The organism is Vibrio azureus, assembly GCF_002849855.1.
Taxonomy (GTDB): domain Bacteria; phylum Pseudomonadota; class Gammaproteobacteria; order Enterobacterales; family Vibrionaceae; genus Vibrio; species Vibrio azureus.
Window position 1 is genome coordinate 1,343,916 of the sequence record NZ_CP018616.1, and the last position, 17,662, is coordinate 1,361,577.

Consider the following 17,662-nt stretch of genomic DNA (forward strand, 5'->3'; position numbering starts at 1 on the left):
TTTCTTGAGGAGGTTTGACGTGACTTTCTCAAAATGAAAAAAATAACATTTAAAAGGGGTTTTCAATTTGATAGTGTTCTATCAATTTGGGAATTATCACCTTGGCAGAAAAATGATCGGTAATGGTTTGTATAGCACTTTGTTGGATAAGAAGTTTTCGCTCAGGGTGCATTGTTAAACATAGGATCAAATGTTCTTTAAGAGTTTGAATATCTTCTGCAATAAACCCATTCTTGCCAGTAATTAAAACATCTTTAAGACGGCCAACATCAAGGCTTATGACGATGATTCCTCTTGCCATAGCTTCAAGAGCCACCATGGGTAGGCCTTCATGTCTCGATGTGATGATGAGAAAATGGATTTGTTGCCAAACACTTTCCATATTGAACTGGTGTCCGTGAAAGGTCACATTGATAGGTGCATCCGTTTCCAAAGCTTCTCTCTCGGGGCCGTCCCCATAAATTGTGAATGAGAGTGTAGGAAACTCCTTAGCAATTTCGATAAATCGATCGGCACCTTTCTCATGACTGAGACGCCCAACAAATGCCACTTCTTTTCCTAAATTAGGTTGGTCGTGAGGTAAAGATACGAAATTGTTAATAAGCTCTGAAGTAGCATATAATTTTTTTTGAATTCCGGGACTCACAGCGAAACAATGCTCAGAAAGGCGGCCAGTAAGCCTGTCTAGCCAATCATAAAACCAGACCTTTCCTTTTGGTGTTTCTCCTGCATGATAAGTCGATATTAGATGCGGAAATTGAGAGCAATAAACCTTTGCAAACCTTGCTAACAAGGCCGCTTTGTAACCGTGGGTATGGATAGCTTGTGGCTGATATTTTTTTACAGCCTGTCTTAGACTTTTCATCAGAGAAAGCAAACCGTTGGAATTTTGCTTTTGAGCTAGTTCATTAAGGTAGCTATGAGGTAAATTCTCCGGATTCAGTTTAGAAACCAAAGGCGCTTGAGGGTAGTATTTTACAGCAAAAATGATTCTTACTTTGATATTTAAATCTTTAAGTCCATGTGCAAGTTCTAAGACATGTGACTCGATACCACCATATAGGCGGCTATCAAGTAAAATCCACACTTCATGTGGGGAGGGAGTCGAAATGGTATTAGATGTCGGCTTCATCAGCTTCCCAAGCTTGTTTTTTCCTGTAAACAGTGGAGGGGCTTAGTTCAAGCATGACGGCAGCGTTTAACACATTTCCATCACAAAAAGCGATGGCATTTTGAATTGCTTCTCGTTCAACGGCCCACATTGGACGTATAGAACCATCATTGTTGAAATAGGGGGATCCCGCTGAAACATGATTATGCGAATTATAAGCATGAGAGGTTAATGGTGTTGTCGAGGAAATGCTCTCGACATTATGACTATCAGCACTAACTTCTCCAGAGTTTTGTGATGTCTCGGAAGAGACATGCTTTATATTCTCTTGGCTATAGGCATTATTTTGGTTTTGGCCATTGCTTTCGCTAGACTTCTTACTTAATTGAGGTGGTAGGTGGTCTGCGGTAATTTTATCATCATTGTTCAGAACCACGATATTTCGGATGATATTTTGCAATTCACGAACATTTCCGGGCCAATGATAGTGTTTAATGATTTTTTGTGCATCTCGATCGATGTCAGTAAACTTCTTTTTGTCCTGTTTGGCGTAGGTTGATAAGAAATGACTGGCTAGCATGACAATGTCATCGCCTCTTTCATGAAGAGGAGGCATATAAATTGGGATAACATGAACACGATAGTAGAGATCTTCTCTGAACCTGCCTTTTTCTACCTCGGTCATTGGTTCTCTGTTGGTTGCACTGATGATACGGACATCGACCTTCATTTCTTTTGTTGCACCGAGTGGGGTATAGGTGCCTGTTTGTAAAAATCGGAGCAATTTTTTCTGCATTTCCAGCTCCATCTCACAAAGTTCATCAAGGAACAGAGTTCCTCCATGAGCGAGAGTAGCAGCACCTTTTCTATCTGTAGTGGCGCCAGTAAAAGCGCCTTTTACATGGCCGAAGATTTCGCTTTCCATTAGATCCCGAGGAATAGCACCACAATTTATTGCAATAAATGGCTTATCCCTTCGTTCACTTTGTTGGTGAATCGCTTCAGCACAGACTTCTTTACCAGTACCACTTTCACCGACGATAAAAACACTGGCTGATGTGGGTGCAACAGAGTCAATGGTTTTGTAGACAGCTTGCATGGGTAAACTTGCACCAATGAAGCCATGGTAGTGATGACGGTCAAAAGTAGATTGAATATTTTCAACGAGACTTTCTAGCTTGGAGCGCTTGAGGTGCAGTGAGACAGATGTTTTGAGGCGATCAGCATTAATTGGCTTCTCTAAAAAATCTTCAGCGCCTTTATGTATAAGGTTTACCGCTAAATCAACGCTACCGTGTGCCGTTGCAATAATCACAGAAGTTACAATGTTATGATCCGCGATCCAGTCAAGGACTTCCTCTCCGGACATATCAGGTAGTTTCAGATCGAGAATAACAAGCTGAGGCCTGTTTTTCTCAATAAAACTTATAGCTTCACGTCCAGTTTCAACATGAAAAATGTCGTAAGGTTCGTCCTTGACGTACTGTTTGTATAATATTGCTAGCGAGGTAGAGTCTTCTACCAGTAAAACCCTAGGCTTCATAGAATAATTCCCAACCTTGATTTCATGGTGCGATAAGTGATAAAAAACAATTTATAAAAAAAGATAATTTTATTACCAAAACGAAACAGAAAAAGCTGATTTTTACATTCTCATTTTGAGAACGATGATACTTAAGTATTAGCACACTTGACGAAAGGTGCAGAAAAAATGAGGCTTTTGAGCGCATTAAATCTTATTACGTATGAGTTATTCATTAAAGCCTTGCTCTTTTCGTCTGTTTAAAGCTTCAAATGAACGCTGTGCTAGCTGAGGTAACGAGCTACAAAGCTCCCAGGCTTCTTGTTCTTTTCCTTCCATACAGAATGTTTCAATTGCTCTTGCATGACGTGACAGTTTTCGATTACCTAAAGCAAGTGATGAACTTCCTAGTGTATGAGCCTCGAACTCAAGTGTATCGAGATCTTGTTGTATCATAGCTTCTGTAATTTTTTTGACTCGTACACTTGACTCTTCTAGATAATGGTCGATGAGTGTCGGCATAACCTCCGCACATGTGTCTTTAATCATTTGCTGAATAATGGTTTCGTCAACCAGTTCATGTTCAGTGGGAGTTCGGCGATGATCTTCCATATGAGCTCCTAAATGGTAAACAGATCGCTGTTCTTAATGTAGTGACATAAATATTGTTTCAGTCTCTTCGGGAAGAATCGGGTTTCTTCAAGAGAATTTAGCAGTTCAACTTGCAATGACTCTGTATGCTTCATATTAAGAATAGCACCAGTCAAGTTTGCGTTGCATGATGCTAAATGAGACTTTGCTTGCTCGAGCTGTTTTGTCGTTGTTGAACCATAGCTTGCAACGAGAATTGTTGCATCACAAACACCAGCGATAACTTGTGCTGGAATATTTTTTTTATTAAGTCGCAATAATGGGGAAGTATCGATAATGACTCTATCAAACTCCTCTAGCCATTGGGAAAGCGCCTTGCTCAACATGGTCGGATCACGGTAAGCAAGCTGTGTACTTGTTTGAACTGGTGCAGGAAGCCCCATCAACGTTTGATGCATATTTTGGCGAATGATCAACTGGCCTTCACCTTCTTGTATCGAGCTGTTCAAAGCTGTAAATGCAGGCTTAAATAAATTTAAATCCACATAAAGTGTTTTGTGGCCAGCTAGTATCCAACGCTCAGCGAGAGCAGATGCGATGGAAGTGACGCCTTCTTCAGATTGGCAACCAACTATGCATATTGACCGAAACCCATGGATTTCGTTCTGTAAATATATTTGTTCTATTTCGGCATGTGTGGCTGGAATACTCATTAAAGTGCTCCAATCAAAACAATGGTGGTTGTCAATTGTAAGATGTCTCTTAAACCTGCACGCGCTTTCTCAAGGAAGCTATCTTCTCTGTTCGGGATATATATGGTATCACCAGCTCTAATGACAGGAAGATCGTAGATGTTTGCTGTCCTACTAAAATCTACAAGGTTGAATGTTCTAGCTTGTCCCTGACAACAAGACATATTAACCACACTAATTTTTTCTAAATAAGCATTATTCGTAGGTCCACCAGCTTCAGCTAAAAGATCGAGAATCGTCATATTATCATTGAAGGAGTAACGGCCAGGTGACTTCACTTCTCCGAGAACACGAATCGTGGATTCCTTGGAGCGATCAAGCCAATTCTTATCTTTTTCTGGAATATAAATGGTATCACCAGGCTTGACTTTTGGAAGTATCGACTCATCACCTGTTTCAAAATACAAAGATAAATTAAGCTTACTGACCTTAGCGTAGCCTAAACCCCGATGGGTGACGCGTATATTATGGATGTCAGCCAGACCTGTTGGGCCATCTGCTGCAGATAAGATGTCTAGAAAATGCATATCTTCAGTAAATTTATATCTACCAGGTGCATTGATCTGACCAAACAAATATATAGAAGAATCTGAGCTTTGATTTAGCCATTGAGACTTGTCTCCAGCGGCGATAGAAAGTGTTGATGGGACTCTAATTATCGCTCCGTTTTTAATTTTTGGTAGTTTGGAATGAGGGGACCCCATTTTAAGAAACTTATCTAGGTTAAATAATACTCTCTTACCATTGAGTGAAACTTCAATACTGGTGGTATCTGCATCTTTAGTCGGGCCTCCGACATGGGCTAATAAATCAATCAGGTCCATTTGATTAGACCATTCAATTCTACCTGGTCGAGTGACAGAACCTATTATAGCAACCGTTCTGTGTGAGGCCGTATTCAACCAAGATTTCGTCTCAAAGTCCTCTTTTTCTGGTATGAAAATCGAGTCTCCAGCTTCAATAATCGGTAATTTATTTTTGACAAATCCATTGGTGTAAGAGGGAAGATCAAATTGTATAACTGAGCCATTCGCCTTTAAGATGCGAATTTTATCGGAATCAGCAAAACGTGTTGGGCCGCCTGCTTGTGCAAGAAGGTCCATAAGAGTGGCATTTTTTTTACCTTTGTAAGCGCCTGGAGCTGCTACTTCTCCCATAACATAAATTGTATTTGAGCCAGCGACCATTGAACTCTCTTGCTTAGGTATAAAAATCGTCGATCCCGGTAAAATGTCCGGCAATAAACTGTGATCACCTGTATCAAGGTAACGCTTTAAGTCAAAAGTTGTTGGGGCATTATCTGTAATGATCCGAATATGTTCTACATTTGCAAAACGTGTTACTCCACCAGCTCGCATGAGAATATCGACTAGGGTATTGCTTTGTCTGAAGCTAAATGAACCAGGTGCATTAACTTCCCCAAAAACTTTAATGGCAAGTGAGGAATTGGCACTGTCCCCTGAGTCCACCAATTTGGAGGCATCGAACTCTTGTTCTACATTACCAACGAGAGGAGAGGCAGGAACAAATAACACATCTAAAGAACGAAGTTGTGGCAACAGTGCATTATCACCACTGTCTAAGAAGCGTTTGTAGTTAAACTCTGTATTTTTGGAACCTCTTTTCAATATTAATTTATTAAGTTGCGCCCCAGATCTGAGGCCGCCAGCTTCATGAATAAACATTTGTACATTTGACCCTGAAGGTAAGGTATATTCACCCGGTTTGGACACATATCCTTGCACAGAGACAAGTAACTGTTGCTGTTTGATGAAGACTCGGGCATTACTTACGTCACGGTAGATAGTATTCAAACGGTCAATGATGACTTTTTCAAGTTGCTTTTCGTTATAACCTGCGATGAACACAGGGCCAATTTCGGGGAGTGTAATTCTTCCACGCTTGTCAACTTGAAAACTTTGGTTCAAGGAGGATTCACCTGGGAGGTTAACTTGAATTAAGTCACCTACTTTTACTTCTTGCACCTCTGAGGCAAATAAAGGTGACATTAATGGCAAGAGACATAAAAGAGCGAAGCTAATAAAGAGATGATAGGTTCTCATATTTTTACTCCTACTCATTATGGTCTAGAGGAATTAACATCGAGTACTTCGATGCTAACTCTTCTGTTGGATAAACGGGTTGCTTCAGAATTACCTTCGAAGAGTGGCAGGGCATCACCAACAGACTCGGTCGTGATACGTGCTTGTGCAATGCCAAAAATGTTGAGATAGCGCCTGACTTGCTCCGCACGGTCTTGAGCAAGCTTATTATTGTGTATAGGGTCGCCAGTAATGTCAGAATGACCTGTGATAACTAAGGAGAGACTAGGTTGACCACGCAAAATAAATGCGGCTTCAGCTAAATGCCCCATATACTTAGGATTTATTTCAGCTGAGTTAACAGCAAACTGATTGTCAATGTTGAGAAGTTCATAAATGTTAGAGACGGTTTCTAAATCGCTTCGTAGTGAAGTAATGTCAGCAGGGGGAGTGCAAGAAATTTCACTCAGTACGTAATCGAGCTGCTGCTCTAGTTCATTAAGACGTTTGCGTTGTATCACTAAGTCATTAGCGGCATCGATAATGAGGCCACCCTCCAACTCGCGGGCGATTCTATTTTGTTTTTCTAATGCTTGTACGACAGCCGCGGGGAAACACCAACGAGCGCCTTCCGCTATTAAGGCGTCGAGCTGAAGTTTGGCCAATTGCCAATCGAAACGAAGGCCATGTTCTGGACCGAGAGGTTCATCTGGCATGACAGGTGAAAATTGATACTCATCCATTGAGATATCTTGAAAGCTTTCTGCCATGCCACCGTGACCTTTATCAGGATAACCTAAAGAGGAACACCCCATGATAGTGAGAACAAAAAACATCACAGACAACTGCCGAAATGTGTAGACCATGCTAACCTCCATGTTAACTGGTTTAGTTATAATCCTTTTGAATTTACCGGAATTGCATGATTGATACGCAGTAGGCTCATAATTTCTAAAGGTTGTCCTGAGACATTCTCAATGCACATACTGCGTTCTCGCTCAACAAGACGTTTATATAAATAAACAATGGCACCAATACCAGAAGAATCAAGAAATTGAACATGCTCCATGTTAATTTCAACTTGTTTGTGTGCATCATTGTGAATCACTTCATCGATATAGTGTTGAGCTTGACGACATCCTTTCGCATCTAAATCACCGTAAAACTCAATGGCTAGATGGTCTTTATCTATCTCTAATTTACGTAGTTCCATGGTGTACTCTCTGACAGTGACATAACCTTATTATTCATCAGCATGTTGTATGCCAACTTGCCGACCAATATAAGCTAATGTTTTAAAATGTTTTTTTGTTGTCACATGAGGCTTAAATAGAGTTTTTGCAAAATGAGAATCATATAGATGGGCAGAAAGAATAATTTATAAACTTTAATTTGTTCTAAAAATGGTGCAACTATGGGCTTACATGTTCTAGACAGTATGAGTTCTGCCCAAATTTATGTGCTCCATGTTGCTTGCGGAAAATAAACAAGGTTTAAATGTTTTTATACTCAATTGTTCAGGTAATAAACCATGCCACTAAAAATGTCTTTAATAGCTTTGTCTATTTTAAGTTCCGCACAACTGCAAGCGAATAGCGACTCTAAGCCACCTATCATTTTGGCCAAGAGTTACCATAAAGAGATTAATATTTCCCAGTACTGGTATAGTGAAAAGCTAGATGGCATCCGAGCTTATTGGACTGGTAGTGAATTAGTGACGCGACATGGTAATCGTATTTACTCTCCTGATTGGTTTACTGAAGGGTTACCAAATTACCCTTTAGATGGTGAATTATGGGCCGGGCGAGGATTGTTTCATCTGGTACAACAAACGGTGTTAGATAAGAAACCAGTGGATAAGGCATGGCAAAGTATTACCTTTATGGTCTTTGATACACCACATATCGATGGAGATTATCAGAAACGTTATTTGCATATTAAGAGACTCGTTGCTGCGAGCCGACTCGCTCACCTTGACTACGTGAAACATTATCCAATATCAAATGAAGCCAATCTTTCCGCGCGTTTAGAACAAATTACGGCGTCTAACGGGGAAGGAATCATGCTAAGAAAAACGTCAAGTCTGTATGTTCCGGGCCGAGGGGCTGATTTGCTCAAACTGAAGCGTTTTCAGGACGATGAAGCTATTGTCATTGGATATAAAACTGGTGAGGGGCGTTTACAGGGCATAATGGGGTCATTACTTGTGAAGTTGAAAGATGGAACGGAGTTTTATATTGGTAGTGGTTTTAGTGATGAAGTAAGACGTCTGCCGCCTAAGTTAGGGGCGACGATTACGTTTCGCTTTAATGGATATACACAGAATGGTAAGCCAAGATTTGCCCGGTTTGTTCGGGAAAGACTCGACAAGTAACAAGGGTTTTTAGACTCATGTAACCACAAAATACGGTGATAAGCGAGAAGGCATTAGCTCAGAACATTGCCACGCCTGAGAGCTAAGGGTATCTCGCTGAACACAGTAACTTGAGGTTACTTGGGTATACCTATACCACATTCTTTGAACAATCGTTGCCAAAATTGGGCATGCTTTAAAGTGGCTTGCCTGAATTGCTGATGAGTCTGGCTGAGGTTGTAACGACCTTCTAGCAGAGAAATGCGCTTTTCTATCATATCTATTCCATCACTCAGCTCCCAATAAGTACTATCAAGGTATGCTAAGTAAGGTTGTATTTCTTTCACATAAATAGAATTGAACACATTATTAAGATAAAGGAAGCGTGTTTTGTCACGTTTAGGTTGGCAAAAAATCAACGGTCTATTCGTTTCTAACATATTTGTAGTGTGTTCAAGCCATAGCGACGAACTTTGCAGAGAGTAATAGAGTTTGCCTATTAAGCGTGATTTTTCAAAGTGTTCTTGAAACTCGACAATATTGTCTTCAGGCAGTTGTGATGTTTTAAAAACAGGAGTCTGGTAGTAGGATTTTAGTGTGTTTAAGCCCTGTTTTATGAGCATGGTATCCACATCTCCTTCGAGAACTAGCCATTGAGAAGCCGTTAGTTGCTTTCGCATTGAAACGCTTGTGAAAACTAAATTATCGAGATGAATGCTGAGATGTTGCCATTTTTGTTGATTCAACTCAGTTAACGTATTTCTATCTTGCTCACTTATACCGGGCTCTGAGAGACAGGAGTTTAAGATTTTCAACAGGTTAATTTGGTATTCAAAGTCGTAAAACGCATCTTGAACTTTTCCTAATTGGCTATTTTTCTGAGCGACTAAATCGAAAAGTCCACATTGACGAAGCTGATAGCTTTCCAGTAAACCTAACGACAGACGGGGTAATGGTTGGTAAAGAGAGCGTTTGGGTGGAATGGTCACTGCCGATGGTTCGTCAATAGATGAATAAGGGACCTCAAGCACATTAGATAGCCTCTGATGGTACTTTTCAAAATCTCTTTCTTTTGCCGTAGAGCTGGAATCGCAGCCGCTCAAAAAAATTATCACAAGTAAAAGGAAAGAGATAAAACGGAGTCTTGCAGCAGGCTGTTTTAGATGCCTAATCAAAATGGCCTCCTAGCGATAGTATGTAGGCGAGATGGGCGAATGCTTCTTTTTACGAACGATTAAAGGCCAAAGTTACTCGCTCATCCTTCTCGGTGAACAACGGTTGTGCCAGAGAGAGCAGAATATCTCTCTAGACACAGCATTTCTAGAATACACCTATTAATACTTTATGTGTTGCTAATACGATCAAAATGGCCAATAACTAATCCTTATTGCTGTGAAAACTTCAGCTGTACTTCTGGAGGTTGTTTATGTATCCAGCGTAAACGAAGGCCGAGCAGAATGGCAGCAGCGGTAAGGCCAACAATAAATCCTAACCAAAAGCCTTGAGCACCCAAAGGTTCGATTAGCCAGTTGGTCCGAGCCAATACAAAGCCAATCGGTAAGCCTAGTAACCAATAAGCAATGAATGTGCAATAAAAGATGGCACGCATATCCTTGTATCCACGAAGTGCACCTGCTGCGATGACTTGTATTGAATCCGCGCACTGATAAATAGCCGCAAATAAAAGTAATTTAACAGCAAGTTCAATAACTTGAGCGTTCTGTGTATAAAGAAGTGCAATACTTTCTCGGTACATCACTGTTGCGATGGCTGTTATCATTGCGAGAACGAGTCCTAATAAGAGCCCAACTCGTGAAGAAACTCTTGCACCTTCCACATTGCCTTCACCAAGTCGATAGCCAACTCGTATACTGACTGCTGCCCCTATACTCATTGGTAGCATGAAAACAACTGAAGAGAAATTTATTGCAACTTGGTGTGCTGCTACGATGAGTGAACCTAGCGGTGAAATGAGTAATGAGACAACCGCAAATAATGTTACTTCAAAGAAAATAGCGGTTGCGACGGGGAAACCTAATTTGAATAAACGTATTTGTGCTTTGAGTTGAGGTTTATGGAATTCTCCGAAAAGATTGATGCTCTTGAGTCGTGGTGAAAAGATCACATACAAAAGCAATAATATAAACATAACCCAATAAACAATAGCCGTCGCTACGCCACAGCCCACCCCACCAAGGGCAGGAGCCCCGAACTTGCCATAAACAAAAATCCAGTTGAGAGGGATATTGAGTGCAAGCCCTATGAAGCCAATGTACATGGCCGGTTTGGTCATGGATAGACCATCGGTAAAACTGCGTAGAGTTTGAGACAATAAAAAAGCAGGTACAGCAAAAATGACGGCATGAATGTAGCCGAGAGTCTTAACGGTCATCAAGTCTTCTACTTCCATTAACTCCAGAACTTTCGGTGTCTGCAGAAGAATGGTAATGATAGGAATGCTAATTAAAAGAGCGAGAGTAAACCCTTGTTGTACTTCAAATGGAATTTTAACACGACGTCCGGCACCGTTGAGTTGTGCGACAATAGGTACTAAAGCCATAAGTAAGCCAACACCAAACAAGATAGAGGGTAGCCAAATGCTTGCCGCGATAGAGACAGCGGCCATATCAATTGCGCTTACACCACCTGCCATAATGGTATCGACAAAGCCCATCCCAGTTTGAGCGACAGACGCAATAAATACGGGGGTTCCTAATCTGATGAGGTTTGAGACTTCTTCGCGATAAAGGCGCACTTCTAGCTCCAAATATGATTAAAAATAAATAAACTCTAGGGTCTTCTCTTAACCCTTAAGAGCAAAGAAAAGGAGAGGTCAACGGTCAAGTATACTTGCTTGTAAAAGGTAGGCAACTTTACAGAGGACATCTATACTCGTGGGGCACTCTTCAGTCATATTTGGATTTATAGCTGTGAGAGTATGGACTAACAAAACTAGATTGAGGTTCTTATCATGACTCTGAATAAATATTTTGTTTTTCAACCAGTAGCATTGGAGAAAGAAGCAAAAAACAAAGAGAAAGCATTATCAGACAAGGAAGCTCAACGTCAAAAGCTAGTTAAACATGCACAGCACCTAGGGGGGGTGTAATACGCGCTGTGCGGTTTTGAAATATTGACCTAGAAAAGGACAAACATCAGTGTTCACCGTGGTGCTTGTCCTTTGTTTTTGAAACAGATATAAAAAAGTGACAAGGCCTTCAACTAAGCAAGGTGACACTTCTTTCTGCTAAGCTTCTTCTTTCACTAGTAAAACCACTCGCCCCGATTAAAAAGTTTTCGTCTAGTCTTACAGAAAGCTGCTCCATTACGGAGTGTTGCAAAGATTGCTTGGCTAATATGCGTTGTCCTTTTTGCACACTGATATCAAGTAAAGTAACGTTCCGATTGCCGAAAGACCCTTTTGCTGCATCCCCAATTGGATTACTTTTCTGGGTTTGTACTTGCGATACATTACTTGAGTTATAGAGAATTTCATGTGGCATAATCTTTTTAGACCCTCATTTCTGGAATCGCCGACACAGGTACTGCTTTGTCAGCGTCAACATGAGTTGAGAGCAATGATTCCCATTGTTCAGCATGGTCCAATAAATTGCTCAAAGTTTGTTCGAAATGTTCATAGTTTAAATTTTCGACAGTAATAAAAGTATTCAAACAGAGTTGGTGTCTATCATTATCTAAACTGAAGAATAGTTGGTGTTCTGACCAGTGATAGTTAAATGCCAGAAATGAACGGTGCATCTCAGTATTGATCAGCCTGAGGTCAGTCACTTCTGCCTCCATCTGTAAAGTTTTATCGTTAGGGTTGTAGATAAAGTGAACTTTCAGATGTTCATCAAAAGCGAGTCCCAACTCATTATCAGTTAACTGTATTCCTGATAAACCCGTTTGTTGAGCAAAGGTATGGAAAATCTCATTGACAAGTTGGCATGCTGACATAAAGGCTTCCTGATTGATTTTTGATGAAATGTAAGCCTTTTCATTGAATAAGTTTACTAATAATAGTCTCTTTTTTTATTTATTAGTCGTTGTCTTAATATTGAGAATATGATCATTTGTTGCTGAATATTTTTTTATATTTCAAATGATATGAGCCTTGTTTTATTTGTTCCATTTTTTTATTTATTGATCATTGTATTATAAGTCTTTTTTTATGTGTAAATGTTAAGCTAAGCAAATTTCTTCACCTCATTATTTCTATATGTCAAAAATATCATTACCGAGCTTGAATATTATGTGAAAAATATTAAGAATAGATTTTATTCTCAGATTAAAGTAAATCTATTATGAAACTACAGACCATAATTAGTCTTTTCTTCAGCTTTCTTATACAGGGCTGCAGTCAAGTAATACCGATGACATCTGATTTTTCCAATGCAAACCAATCAGACATCTCTGGTTGGATAACCGTCAATAGCTATGTTCCACCTATTAGTACTGTTGTTAAGCTTGAAGTCTGTGCAATGATTGAAAATCAATGCCTTATTGTTTCTGATCAGGAATACCAAGGCATGCAGCTACCAATTCATTATTCTATTTTGCTGTCACCCATACAGGCTGGTAATGGTCAAATTAAGGTGAAAGCCACACTGATATCTTCTGGTAAAACCTTGGCAGAGGAAGAGCAGTCTTATTTATTTACTGCTGGTGGGATTAAGAGAAATATAGTATTTAATATTAATGAAAAAAATATCAAAAATAACTAGCTTGAGTTTAATTATTTAACTTTGTTAAAGATTGTTAATGACCAATGTATTGGGCTCATTGTTGACTTTGGATATTGTTTATTAGAATATCCTAAGTGTTATTGACCTAGTTGTTATTTATAATTGTAAACGCTCTGCGACTATTCTTCTTTCTTATTTAAGAAATGATGCTCATATATTTGCGTTCAAATTAGCGACAAAGAGCATGGGGAACAGTCATAGGAAATTTAATGAATTTACAGGGTACTGTATTTTCCTTTGTTACTTCACGGTATTTATATCAGGAGGCAAACTTGCAAGCGATTAAGACTATTTGCCATAGTGAAACACAAGAAGAGGTGTATCACTCTGAGGAGGCTCAGATTGTTGTTGTCCACAGTGGTCAATTACGTGTGCAAAACAGCAGTAGCACTATAGACGTTGTTGCAGGGCAAGGGATTTTTCTGGCACAGGGAGAGTACTATTTAGAGTATTTAGCCATCAACTCAAAGTTTAAAGCTTCTGTCATTGAGTTCAAACATGATTTATTAAGTCAGTTTTTACTCAAACACAGTGAGCTTTTGATGGCTTTACCAAAAGCACATAGTCATGTGAATGGTCTATTTATGTTCGGCATGAATACACTTATTGAACATGTGCTTACGGGTATTCAGAACTTAGAAAAACAACCATTACCAGAAGCGATCATGTCTCTAAAATATGAGGAAATGCTGATCTTGTTACTCCATGGGGAGCGAGGTGATGAGTTGCATGCGCTTTTGCACAGTTTGACTGATCGAGCCGCTGATAGGTTACATCGATTTATGGATCTTCATTATCTAAAAGAGTGGAAACTGACGGATTATGCTCAAGAGTTTGGTGCGAGTCTGACGACATTCAAAGAGCTTTTTAATGAGCATTATGGTATTTCTCCGAGAGCTTGGATTAGTGAAAGACGTTTGTTACATGCTCACAAATTACTTCTGACGAGCAAAATGAGTATTGTCGATATTGCTATGGAGACAGGTTTTTCAAGCCAGTCTTATTTCACCCAAAGCTACCGTCGTCGTTTCGGGACCACGCCAAGTCGTGTCCGTTCTCATGACGATAAATTGATCGCTGAACATTAAAATGCCCGAAGACTAAAACTTTCTGACTAATTTTGAAAGGCATTGATTTGAAGGTTCGTTAGGATCTGGATGATAAGAACATAACCATGAATTTAGCTCATTTTTGACTATTCGAAGTGGATTCGGAGAAAAAGGCAGATGAAAAAGCAGTATTTTCAAGATCGTATTAGTTTTCCTAATCGTCAAGCTAAGCAAAGGAAAATTACGGTATTGAAACAAGGTGCTCGATACGAAACCCCTGATGAGCAACAAACACAATGCTCAACCAATACGATCAATGTGAACTACCAGCAATTGAGCAATCAAGGTGTTATTGATTCTGAACAGTTATCTTTATTACAGCGTTTATTAAGCCGAACCGTTGTCGATTGTCTTTTGACTAGTCGATTGATTAAGACTCATCAGTTACTGGGTATTAAACTGGATAAGTTATCCATTCGTCTTTTACTAGAAGTTGGCGGTCAACTGAGTGATAGCCGTTTGTTGGTCAGCTGTGATCAGAAATTAACCTATATTGATCAATGCTTGGGTTATCGTTTTAATCTCGCAGCGCCACAAACCTTAGCCCAGTGCATGCTTATTACTCTAAAAGAATGGCTGAATCAAAAAGTCGGCTCAGATGAACTTAAGCATTCATCAAAAAATAATCAGTTGATGTGTCAATTAAACGCTCAGCAGGAGTATTGGTCACAGTTATCCTCAGAAGTGGAATATAAAGTATTTGCAAAGCAACAAATTGAATTGTTGAAGAAGCAACAGATAGCATTAAAGCAGCGTATTGAACATAAAGAAGGCATGGTATGTGCGATGCAATCACATGACGTCTTATTATCTGAGTGGCGTCCAGCTTTAGAACGACTCAAAGATTTTAATCGTTTTCAGTCAATAAATGAGGAATTTCTTTCTGAATGGAAAAACTGGTGTTCAGAAGTCCGTATTCAAGGTGCTGAGTTGAATGAGGTATGGAATGCATGTGAGCTGGCGTATAACGATCTTAATGCATTATCCAAAGTTTGGAAGTGGTTTCAAGAGATGGATACAGTCAGCGCTATCGATCAATATTACTTCGATATTCAAAGCATGGAATTCGGTCAAAGTTGCAACCACCATAGCCAAATTTAAGCTCAAATAAGTAAGGTTTTGTATGTTTGAACAGCTAATGAAAACGCTTGCACTGTCATTAAAGATGGAACCATTTATTCCGTTGAATGACGGCTCTTATCGACTTGAAATTGACTACTCAGTCGTTGACCTTCATCAGCATTCAAATTGGATCTTATGGGAAACGACTTTGCCATTTCAATTTACAGAACGATATGACTATCGAGCAGAAGCAGCCATTAAAAGTTGTATGTTGCACGCGATGAAAAAGTTGAGAAGTTCACCGAGCACGCTAACGGTAAACAAAGATCAACAGCTCTTAGTGCAAGGAAAAGTGAAATTGGAGGATTGTTCAGTCGATCTTTTATCTCAATACCTTGCTAAACATATGTCGTTTGTAGAGCAATTAAGCGTTGAACTTGAGCAAGAACGTGTAAACAAAAGCATTAACCAAACGGTTTGGCTTCCGTAGTAGTATATCGGTAGAATTAATGAAAAATATTGCCTTACTTTCAAAGATAACTCTAGTTGTCCTATCGTTATCCTTCAGCTTTTCACTTAAAGCCTCAACTTTAAACTGGCCTGAACAGCCTTTTCGTTACTATGCAGATAATGACACTTTAAAGGAGCTGTTTAATAACTTTGGTGCGAACTATCGAGTCTCTGTTTCCGTTAGTGATAAAATTAATGAAAAAGTAAGTGGTCGTTTTACACCAGAAGACCCCGAGGAATTCTTAAACTATCTATCTCAAGTTTATAACTTGATGTGGTATTTTGATGGCTCCGTACTTCATGTTTATAAATCAACAGAAACAAGATCTCGATTGCTGCAATTAGAGCTGTTAACTGCCCGTGAGTTGAAAAGTACCTTGGTATCGACAGGAATATGGGATAGTCGTTATGCTTGGAGAGCTTCTGAGAATAAAGGTTTAGTGTACCTGTCCGGTCCTCCTCGATACGTTGAGTTAATCCAGCAAACGGCCGAAGCTTTAGAAGCTCGTCTGATGAAAACAGCAAACTCTACCGATGAATTGTTTGTCGAAATTATTCCTCTTAAATACGCTTCGGCTACAGATAGGGAGATCAGTTATCGTGATCAAAAAATTGCGGTTCCTGGTATTGCCTCTGTTTTAAATCGAGTGTTATCAGGCGTTCAAACGCAAGTTCGCACCGTACAAAGCTCGAATATAAATCAAGATCAGCAAGGACTAATGCACCAGACGTCTTCCCCAGTGAATATTCATGCTGGAGCTACTGTGGAGGCAGAGCCGGGTCTAAATGCCATTATCGTAAGAGATACCCAAGCACGGTTACCGTTATACCGAAAATTAGTGGCTCAGCTTGATCGACCGCAGTCAAGAATTGAAGTCGCTCTATCTATTGTAGACATCAGTGCGAATGATTTGAATCAGCTAGGTATAGATTGGCGTGCAGGCGTGTCTGTCGGTGGAAATCGTATCTTGGATATTAAAACAACCGGTGATGTTGGTGGCGGTGATGTCACACTAGGCAGCGGGGAGACCTTTCGTTCATTATTGGATTCAAGCAATTTAAATTACCTGCTTGCCCAAATTCGATTGTTGGAAACAAAAGGTTCAGCTCAGGTTGTTTCTCGACCGACGTTACTGACTCAAGAAAATGTCGAAGCTGTCCTCAACAATAGCACGACTTTTTATGTCAAACTGATTGGTAATGAGACAGCCGCACTAGAAGAAGTTACCTACGGGACGTTATTGCGAATTGTTCCGCGTATTGTTGGTGATAGATATGCACCACAGCCGGAAATTAATCTCAGTTTGCATTTAGAAGATGGCGCGCAAATCCCGGATGGAAGCGTTGATGATGTGCCTTCTATTCGTAAAACCGAGATCAGCACACTCGCGACTGTGAAGCAAGGTCAGAGCCTGCTTATCGGTGGTGTTTATCGGGATGAAATGAGCCATCAGCTACGTAAAATTCCATTACTGGGTGATATTCCTTATCTAGGGGCTTTATTTCGTAGTAATTCGAGTACGATGCGCCGGACCGTTAGGATGTTCATCATTGAACCAAGAATCATTGTGGATGGTATTGGAGATAATGTCTTGATTGATAATGAGCAAGATCTTCGTTCTCAGATTTCGGCATTCAAACATCTGTCAAATGACAGTGCCGATTTAAAATCCGCAGTTGCTCGTTTTAGTTGCACTACTGAAGAGCAAGCAAAGCGCCATCAAGAGGATCTTGCTTCACAGCAGAAAACTTCTATGCGTAACCAGTGTAATTTGCCAACGGGTGAATTAGGTTGGCGAGTTGAAATCACCAAGTGTGACAGCGCTCAGCAACAATGCGTCCGGCCAAAAGAAGGACAATAACAT

18 protein-coding genes are annotated in these 17,662 nt (G+C 40.0%); 7 read left to right on the forward strand and 11 right to left on the reverse strand.

Annotated features, from left to right (window positions below):
* Positions 1-49: 49 nt before the first annotated feature.
* From BS333_RS06175 to BS333_RS06205, 7 genes are all read right to left on the reverse strand, one after another.
* Positions 50-1,132, reverse strand: a complete 1,083-nt coding sequence (locus tag BS333_RS06175) for a glycosyltransferase family 4 protein (RefSeq protein ID WP_021708076.1) — start codon at positions 1,130-1,132, stop codon at positions 50-52.
* Positions 1,116-2,654 carry a sigma-54-dependent transcriptional regulator gene (locus tag BS333_RS06180; protein ID WP_021708077.1) on the reverse strand — a complete coding sequence of 513 codons (1,539 nt, stop codon included), beginning with the start codon at positions 2,652-2,654 and terminating at the stop codon, positions 1,116-1,118. Before BS333_RS06180 ends, BS333_RS06175 begins: the two co-directional genes overlap by 17 nt.
* Before the next feature lie 207 nt (positions 2,655-2,861).
* On the reverse strand, positions 2,862-3,245 hold the full coding sequence (locus BS333_RS06185) for an Hpt domain-containing protein (protein ID WP_021708078.1): 384 nt from the start codon (positions 3,243-3,245) through the stop codon (positions 2,862-2,864).
* 8 nt (positions 3,246-3,253) lie between these two features.
* Positions 3,254-3,937 (reverse strand): P-loop NTPase family protein, encoded by a 684-nt coding sequence (locus BS333_RS06190; protein WP_021708079.1) that lies wholly within the window; start codon positions 3,935-3,937, stop codon positions 3,254-3,256.
* Positions 3,937-6,039 carry an SLBB domain-containing protein gene (locus BS333_RS06195; protein ID WP_021708080.1) on the reverse strand — a complete coding sequence of 701 codons (2,103 nt, stop codon included), beginning with the start codon at positions 6,037-6,039 and terminating at the stop codon, positions 3,937-3,939. Before BS333_RS06195 ends, BS333_RS06190 begins: the two co-directional genes overlap by 1 nt.
* A 17-nt stretch (positions 6,040-6,056) precedes the next feature.
* Positions 6,057-6,884: an OmpA family protein gene (locus tag BS333_RS06200; RefSeq protein ID WP_021708081.1), complete on the reverse strand. Its 828-nt coding sequence runs from the start codon at positions 6,882-6,884 to the stop codon at positions 6,057-6,059.
* 26 nt (positions 6,885-6,910) lie between these two features.
* A complete protein-coding gene (locus tag BS333_RS06205) occupies positions 6,911-7,231 on the reverse strand; it encodes an STAS domain-containing protein (RefSeq protein ID WP_021708082.1) in 321 nt (106 codons plus the stop codon).
* A 318-nt stretch (positions 7,232-7,549) separates the two neighbouring features.
* Between BS333_RS06205 and BS333_RS06210 the strand changes: the two genes are divergently transcribed.
* Positions 7,550-8,392 carry a DNA ligase gene (locus BS333_RS06210; protein WP_021708083.1) on the forward strand — a complete coding sequence of 281 codons (843 nt, stop codon included), beginning with the start codon at positions 7,550-7,552 and terminating at the stop codon, positions 8,390-8,392.
* Between the two features lie 116 nt (positions 8,393-8,508).
* Here the strand turns inward: BS333_RS06210 and BS333_RS06215 are convergent, their stop codons facing one another.
* Together BS333_RS06215 and BS333_RS06220 are read right to left on the reverse strand one after the other, a co-directional pair.
* Positions 8,509-9,546 (reverse strand): DUF3080 domain-containing protein, encoded by a 1,038-nt coding sequence (locus BS333_RS06215; protein ID WP_227739145.1) that lies wholly within the window; start codon positions 9,544-9,546, stop codon positions 8,509-8,511.
* 209 nt (positions 9,547-9,755) lie between these two features.
* A complete protein-coding gene (locus BS333_RS06220; protein WP_021708085.1) occupies positions 9,756-11,126 on the reverse strand; it encodes an MATE family efflux transporter in 1,371 nt (456 codons plus the stop codon).
* 216 nt (positions 11,127-11,342) lie between these two features.
* Here BS333_RS06220 and BS333_RS22160 point away from each other — a divergent pair, with 216 nt between their 5' ends.
* A complete protein-coding gene (locus BS333_RS22160) occupies positions 11,343-11,480 on the forward strand; it encodes a hypothetical protein (protein ID WP_167330398.1) in 138 nt (45 codons plus the stop codon).
* A 109-nt stretch (positions 11,481-11,589) separates the two neighbouring features.
* Here the strand turns inward: BS333_RS22160 and BS333_RS06225 are convergent, their stop codons facing one another.
* Together BS333_RS06225 and BS333_RS06230 are read right to left on the reverse strand one after the other, a co-directional pair.
* On the reverse strand, positions 11,590-11,874 hold the full coding sequence (locus BS333_RS06225) for a hypothetical protein (RefSeq protein WP_021708086.1): 285 nt from the start codon (positions 11,872-11,874) through the stop codon (positions 11,590-11,592).
* A gap of 7 nt (positions 11,875-11,881) precedes the next feature.
* Positions 11,882-12,328: a type III secretion system chaperone gene (locus BS333_RS06230; RefSeq protein WP_021708087.1), complete on the reverse strand. Its 447-nt coding sequence runs from the start codon at positions 12,326-12,328 to the stop codon at positions 11,882-11,884.
* 347 nt (positions 12,329-12,675) lie between these two features.
* Here BS333_RS06230 and BS333_RS06235 point away from each other — a divergent pair, with 347 nt between their 5' ends.
* The 5 genes from BS333_RS06235 (at position 12,676) to sctC (ending at position 17,659) form a co-directional block, all read left to right on the forward strand.
* Positions 12,676-13,095, forward strand: coding sequence for a YscW family type III secretion system pilotin (locus BS333_RS06235; protein ID WP_021708088.1), 420 nt, complete (start codon positions 12,676-12,678; stop codon positions 13,093-13,095).
* Between the two features lie 230 nt (positions 13,096-13,325).
* Positions 13,326-14,204, forward strand: coding sequence for a helix-turn-helix transcriptional regulator (locus tag BS333_RS06240; RefSeq protein WP_021708089.1), 879 nt, complete (start codon positions 13,326-13,328; stop codon positions 14,202-14,204).
* Positions 14,205-14,342: 138 nt separating this feature from the next.
* On the forward strand, positions 14,343-15,326 hold the full coding sequence (locus BS333_RS06245; RefSeq protein WP_021708090.1) for a T3SS regulon anti-activator ExsD domain-containing protein: 984 nt from the start codon (positions 14,343-14,345) through the stop codon (positions 15,324-15,326).
* Positions 15,327-15,348: 22 nt separating this feature from the next.
* Positions 15,349-15,777, forward strand: coding sequence for a YscB family type III secretion system chaperone (locus tag BS333_RS06250; RefSeq protein ID WP_021708091.1), 429 nt, complete (start codon positions 15,349-15,351; stop codon positions 15,775-15,777).
* A gap of 19 nt (positions 15,778-15,796) precedes the next feature.
* On the forward strand, positions 15,797-17,659 hold the full coding sequence (gene sctC, locus BS333_RS06255; protein WP_021708092.1) for a type III secretion system outer membrane ring subunit SctC: 1,863 nt from the start codon (positions 15,797-15,799) through the stop codon (positions 17,657-17,659).
* The last annotated feature ends 3 nt before the right edge of the window (positions 17,660-17,662 follow it).

Bases quoted from the DNA above. Each gene is read 5' to 3' on its own strand.
- BS333_RS06175 (WP_021708076.1), bottom strand. From the start codon at position 1,132: ATGAAGCCGACATCTAATACCATTTCGACTCCCTCCCCACATGAAGTG.
- BS333_RS06180 (WP_021708077.1), bottom strand. From the start codon at position 2,654: ATGAAGCCTAGGGTTTTACTGGTAGAAGACTCTACCTCGCTAGCAATA.
- BS333_RS06185 (WP_021708078.1), bottom strand. From the start codon at position 3,245: ATGGAAGATCATCGCCGAACTCCCACTGAACATGAACTGGTTGACGAA.
- BS333_RS06190 (WP_021708079.1), bottom strand. From the start codon at position 3,937: ATGAGTATTCCAGCCACACATGCCGAAATAGAACAAATATATTTACAG.
- BS333_RS06195 (WP_021708080.1), bottom strand. From the start codon at position 6,039: ATGAGAACCTATCATCTCTTTATTAGCTTCGCTCTTTTATGTCTCTTG.
- BS333_RS06200 (WP_021708081.1), bottom strand. From the start codon at position 6,884: ATGGTCTACACATTTCGGCAGTTGTCTGTGATGTTTTTTGTTCTCACT.
- BS333_RS06205 (WP_021708082.1), bottom strand. From the start codon at position 7,231: ATGGAACTACGTAAATTAGAGATAGATAAAGACCATCTAGCCATTGAG.
- BS333_RS06210 (WP_021708083.1), top strand. From the start codon at position 7,550: ATGCCACTAAAAATGTCTTTAATAGCTTTGTCTATTTTAAGTTCCGCA.
- BS333_RS22160 (WP_167330398.1), top strand. From the start codon at position 11,343: ATGACTCTGAATAAATATTTTGTTTTTCAACCAGTAGCATTGGAGAAA.
- BS333_RS06225 (WP_021708086.1), bottom strand. From the start codon at position 11,874: ATGCCACATGAAATTCTCTATAACTCAAGTAATGTATCGCAAGTACAA.
- BS333_RS06230 (WP_021708087.1), bottom strand. From the start codon at position 12,328: ATGTCAGCATGCCAACTTGTCAATGAGATTTTCCATACCTTTGCTCAA.
- BS333_RS06235 (WP_021708088.1), top strand. From the start codon at position 12,676: ATGAAACTACAGACCATAATTAGTCTTTTCTTCAGCTTTCTTATACAG.
- BS333_RS06240 (WP_021708089.1), top strand. From the start codon at position 13,326: ATGAATTTACAGGGTACTGTATTTTCCTTTGTTACTTCACGGTATTTA.
- BS333_RS06245 (WP_021708090.1), top strand. From the start codon at position 14,343: ATGAAAAAGCAGTATTTTCAAGATCGTATTAGTTTTCCTAATCGTCAA.
- BS333_RS06250 (WP_021708091.1), top strand. From the start codon at position 15,349: ATGTTTGAACAGCTAATGAAAACGCTTGCACTGTCATTAAAGATGGAA.
- sctC (WP_021708092.1), top strand. From the start codon at position 15,797: ATGAAAAATATTGCCTTACTTTCAAAGATAACTCTAGTTGTCCTATCG.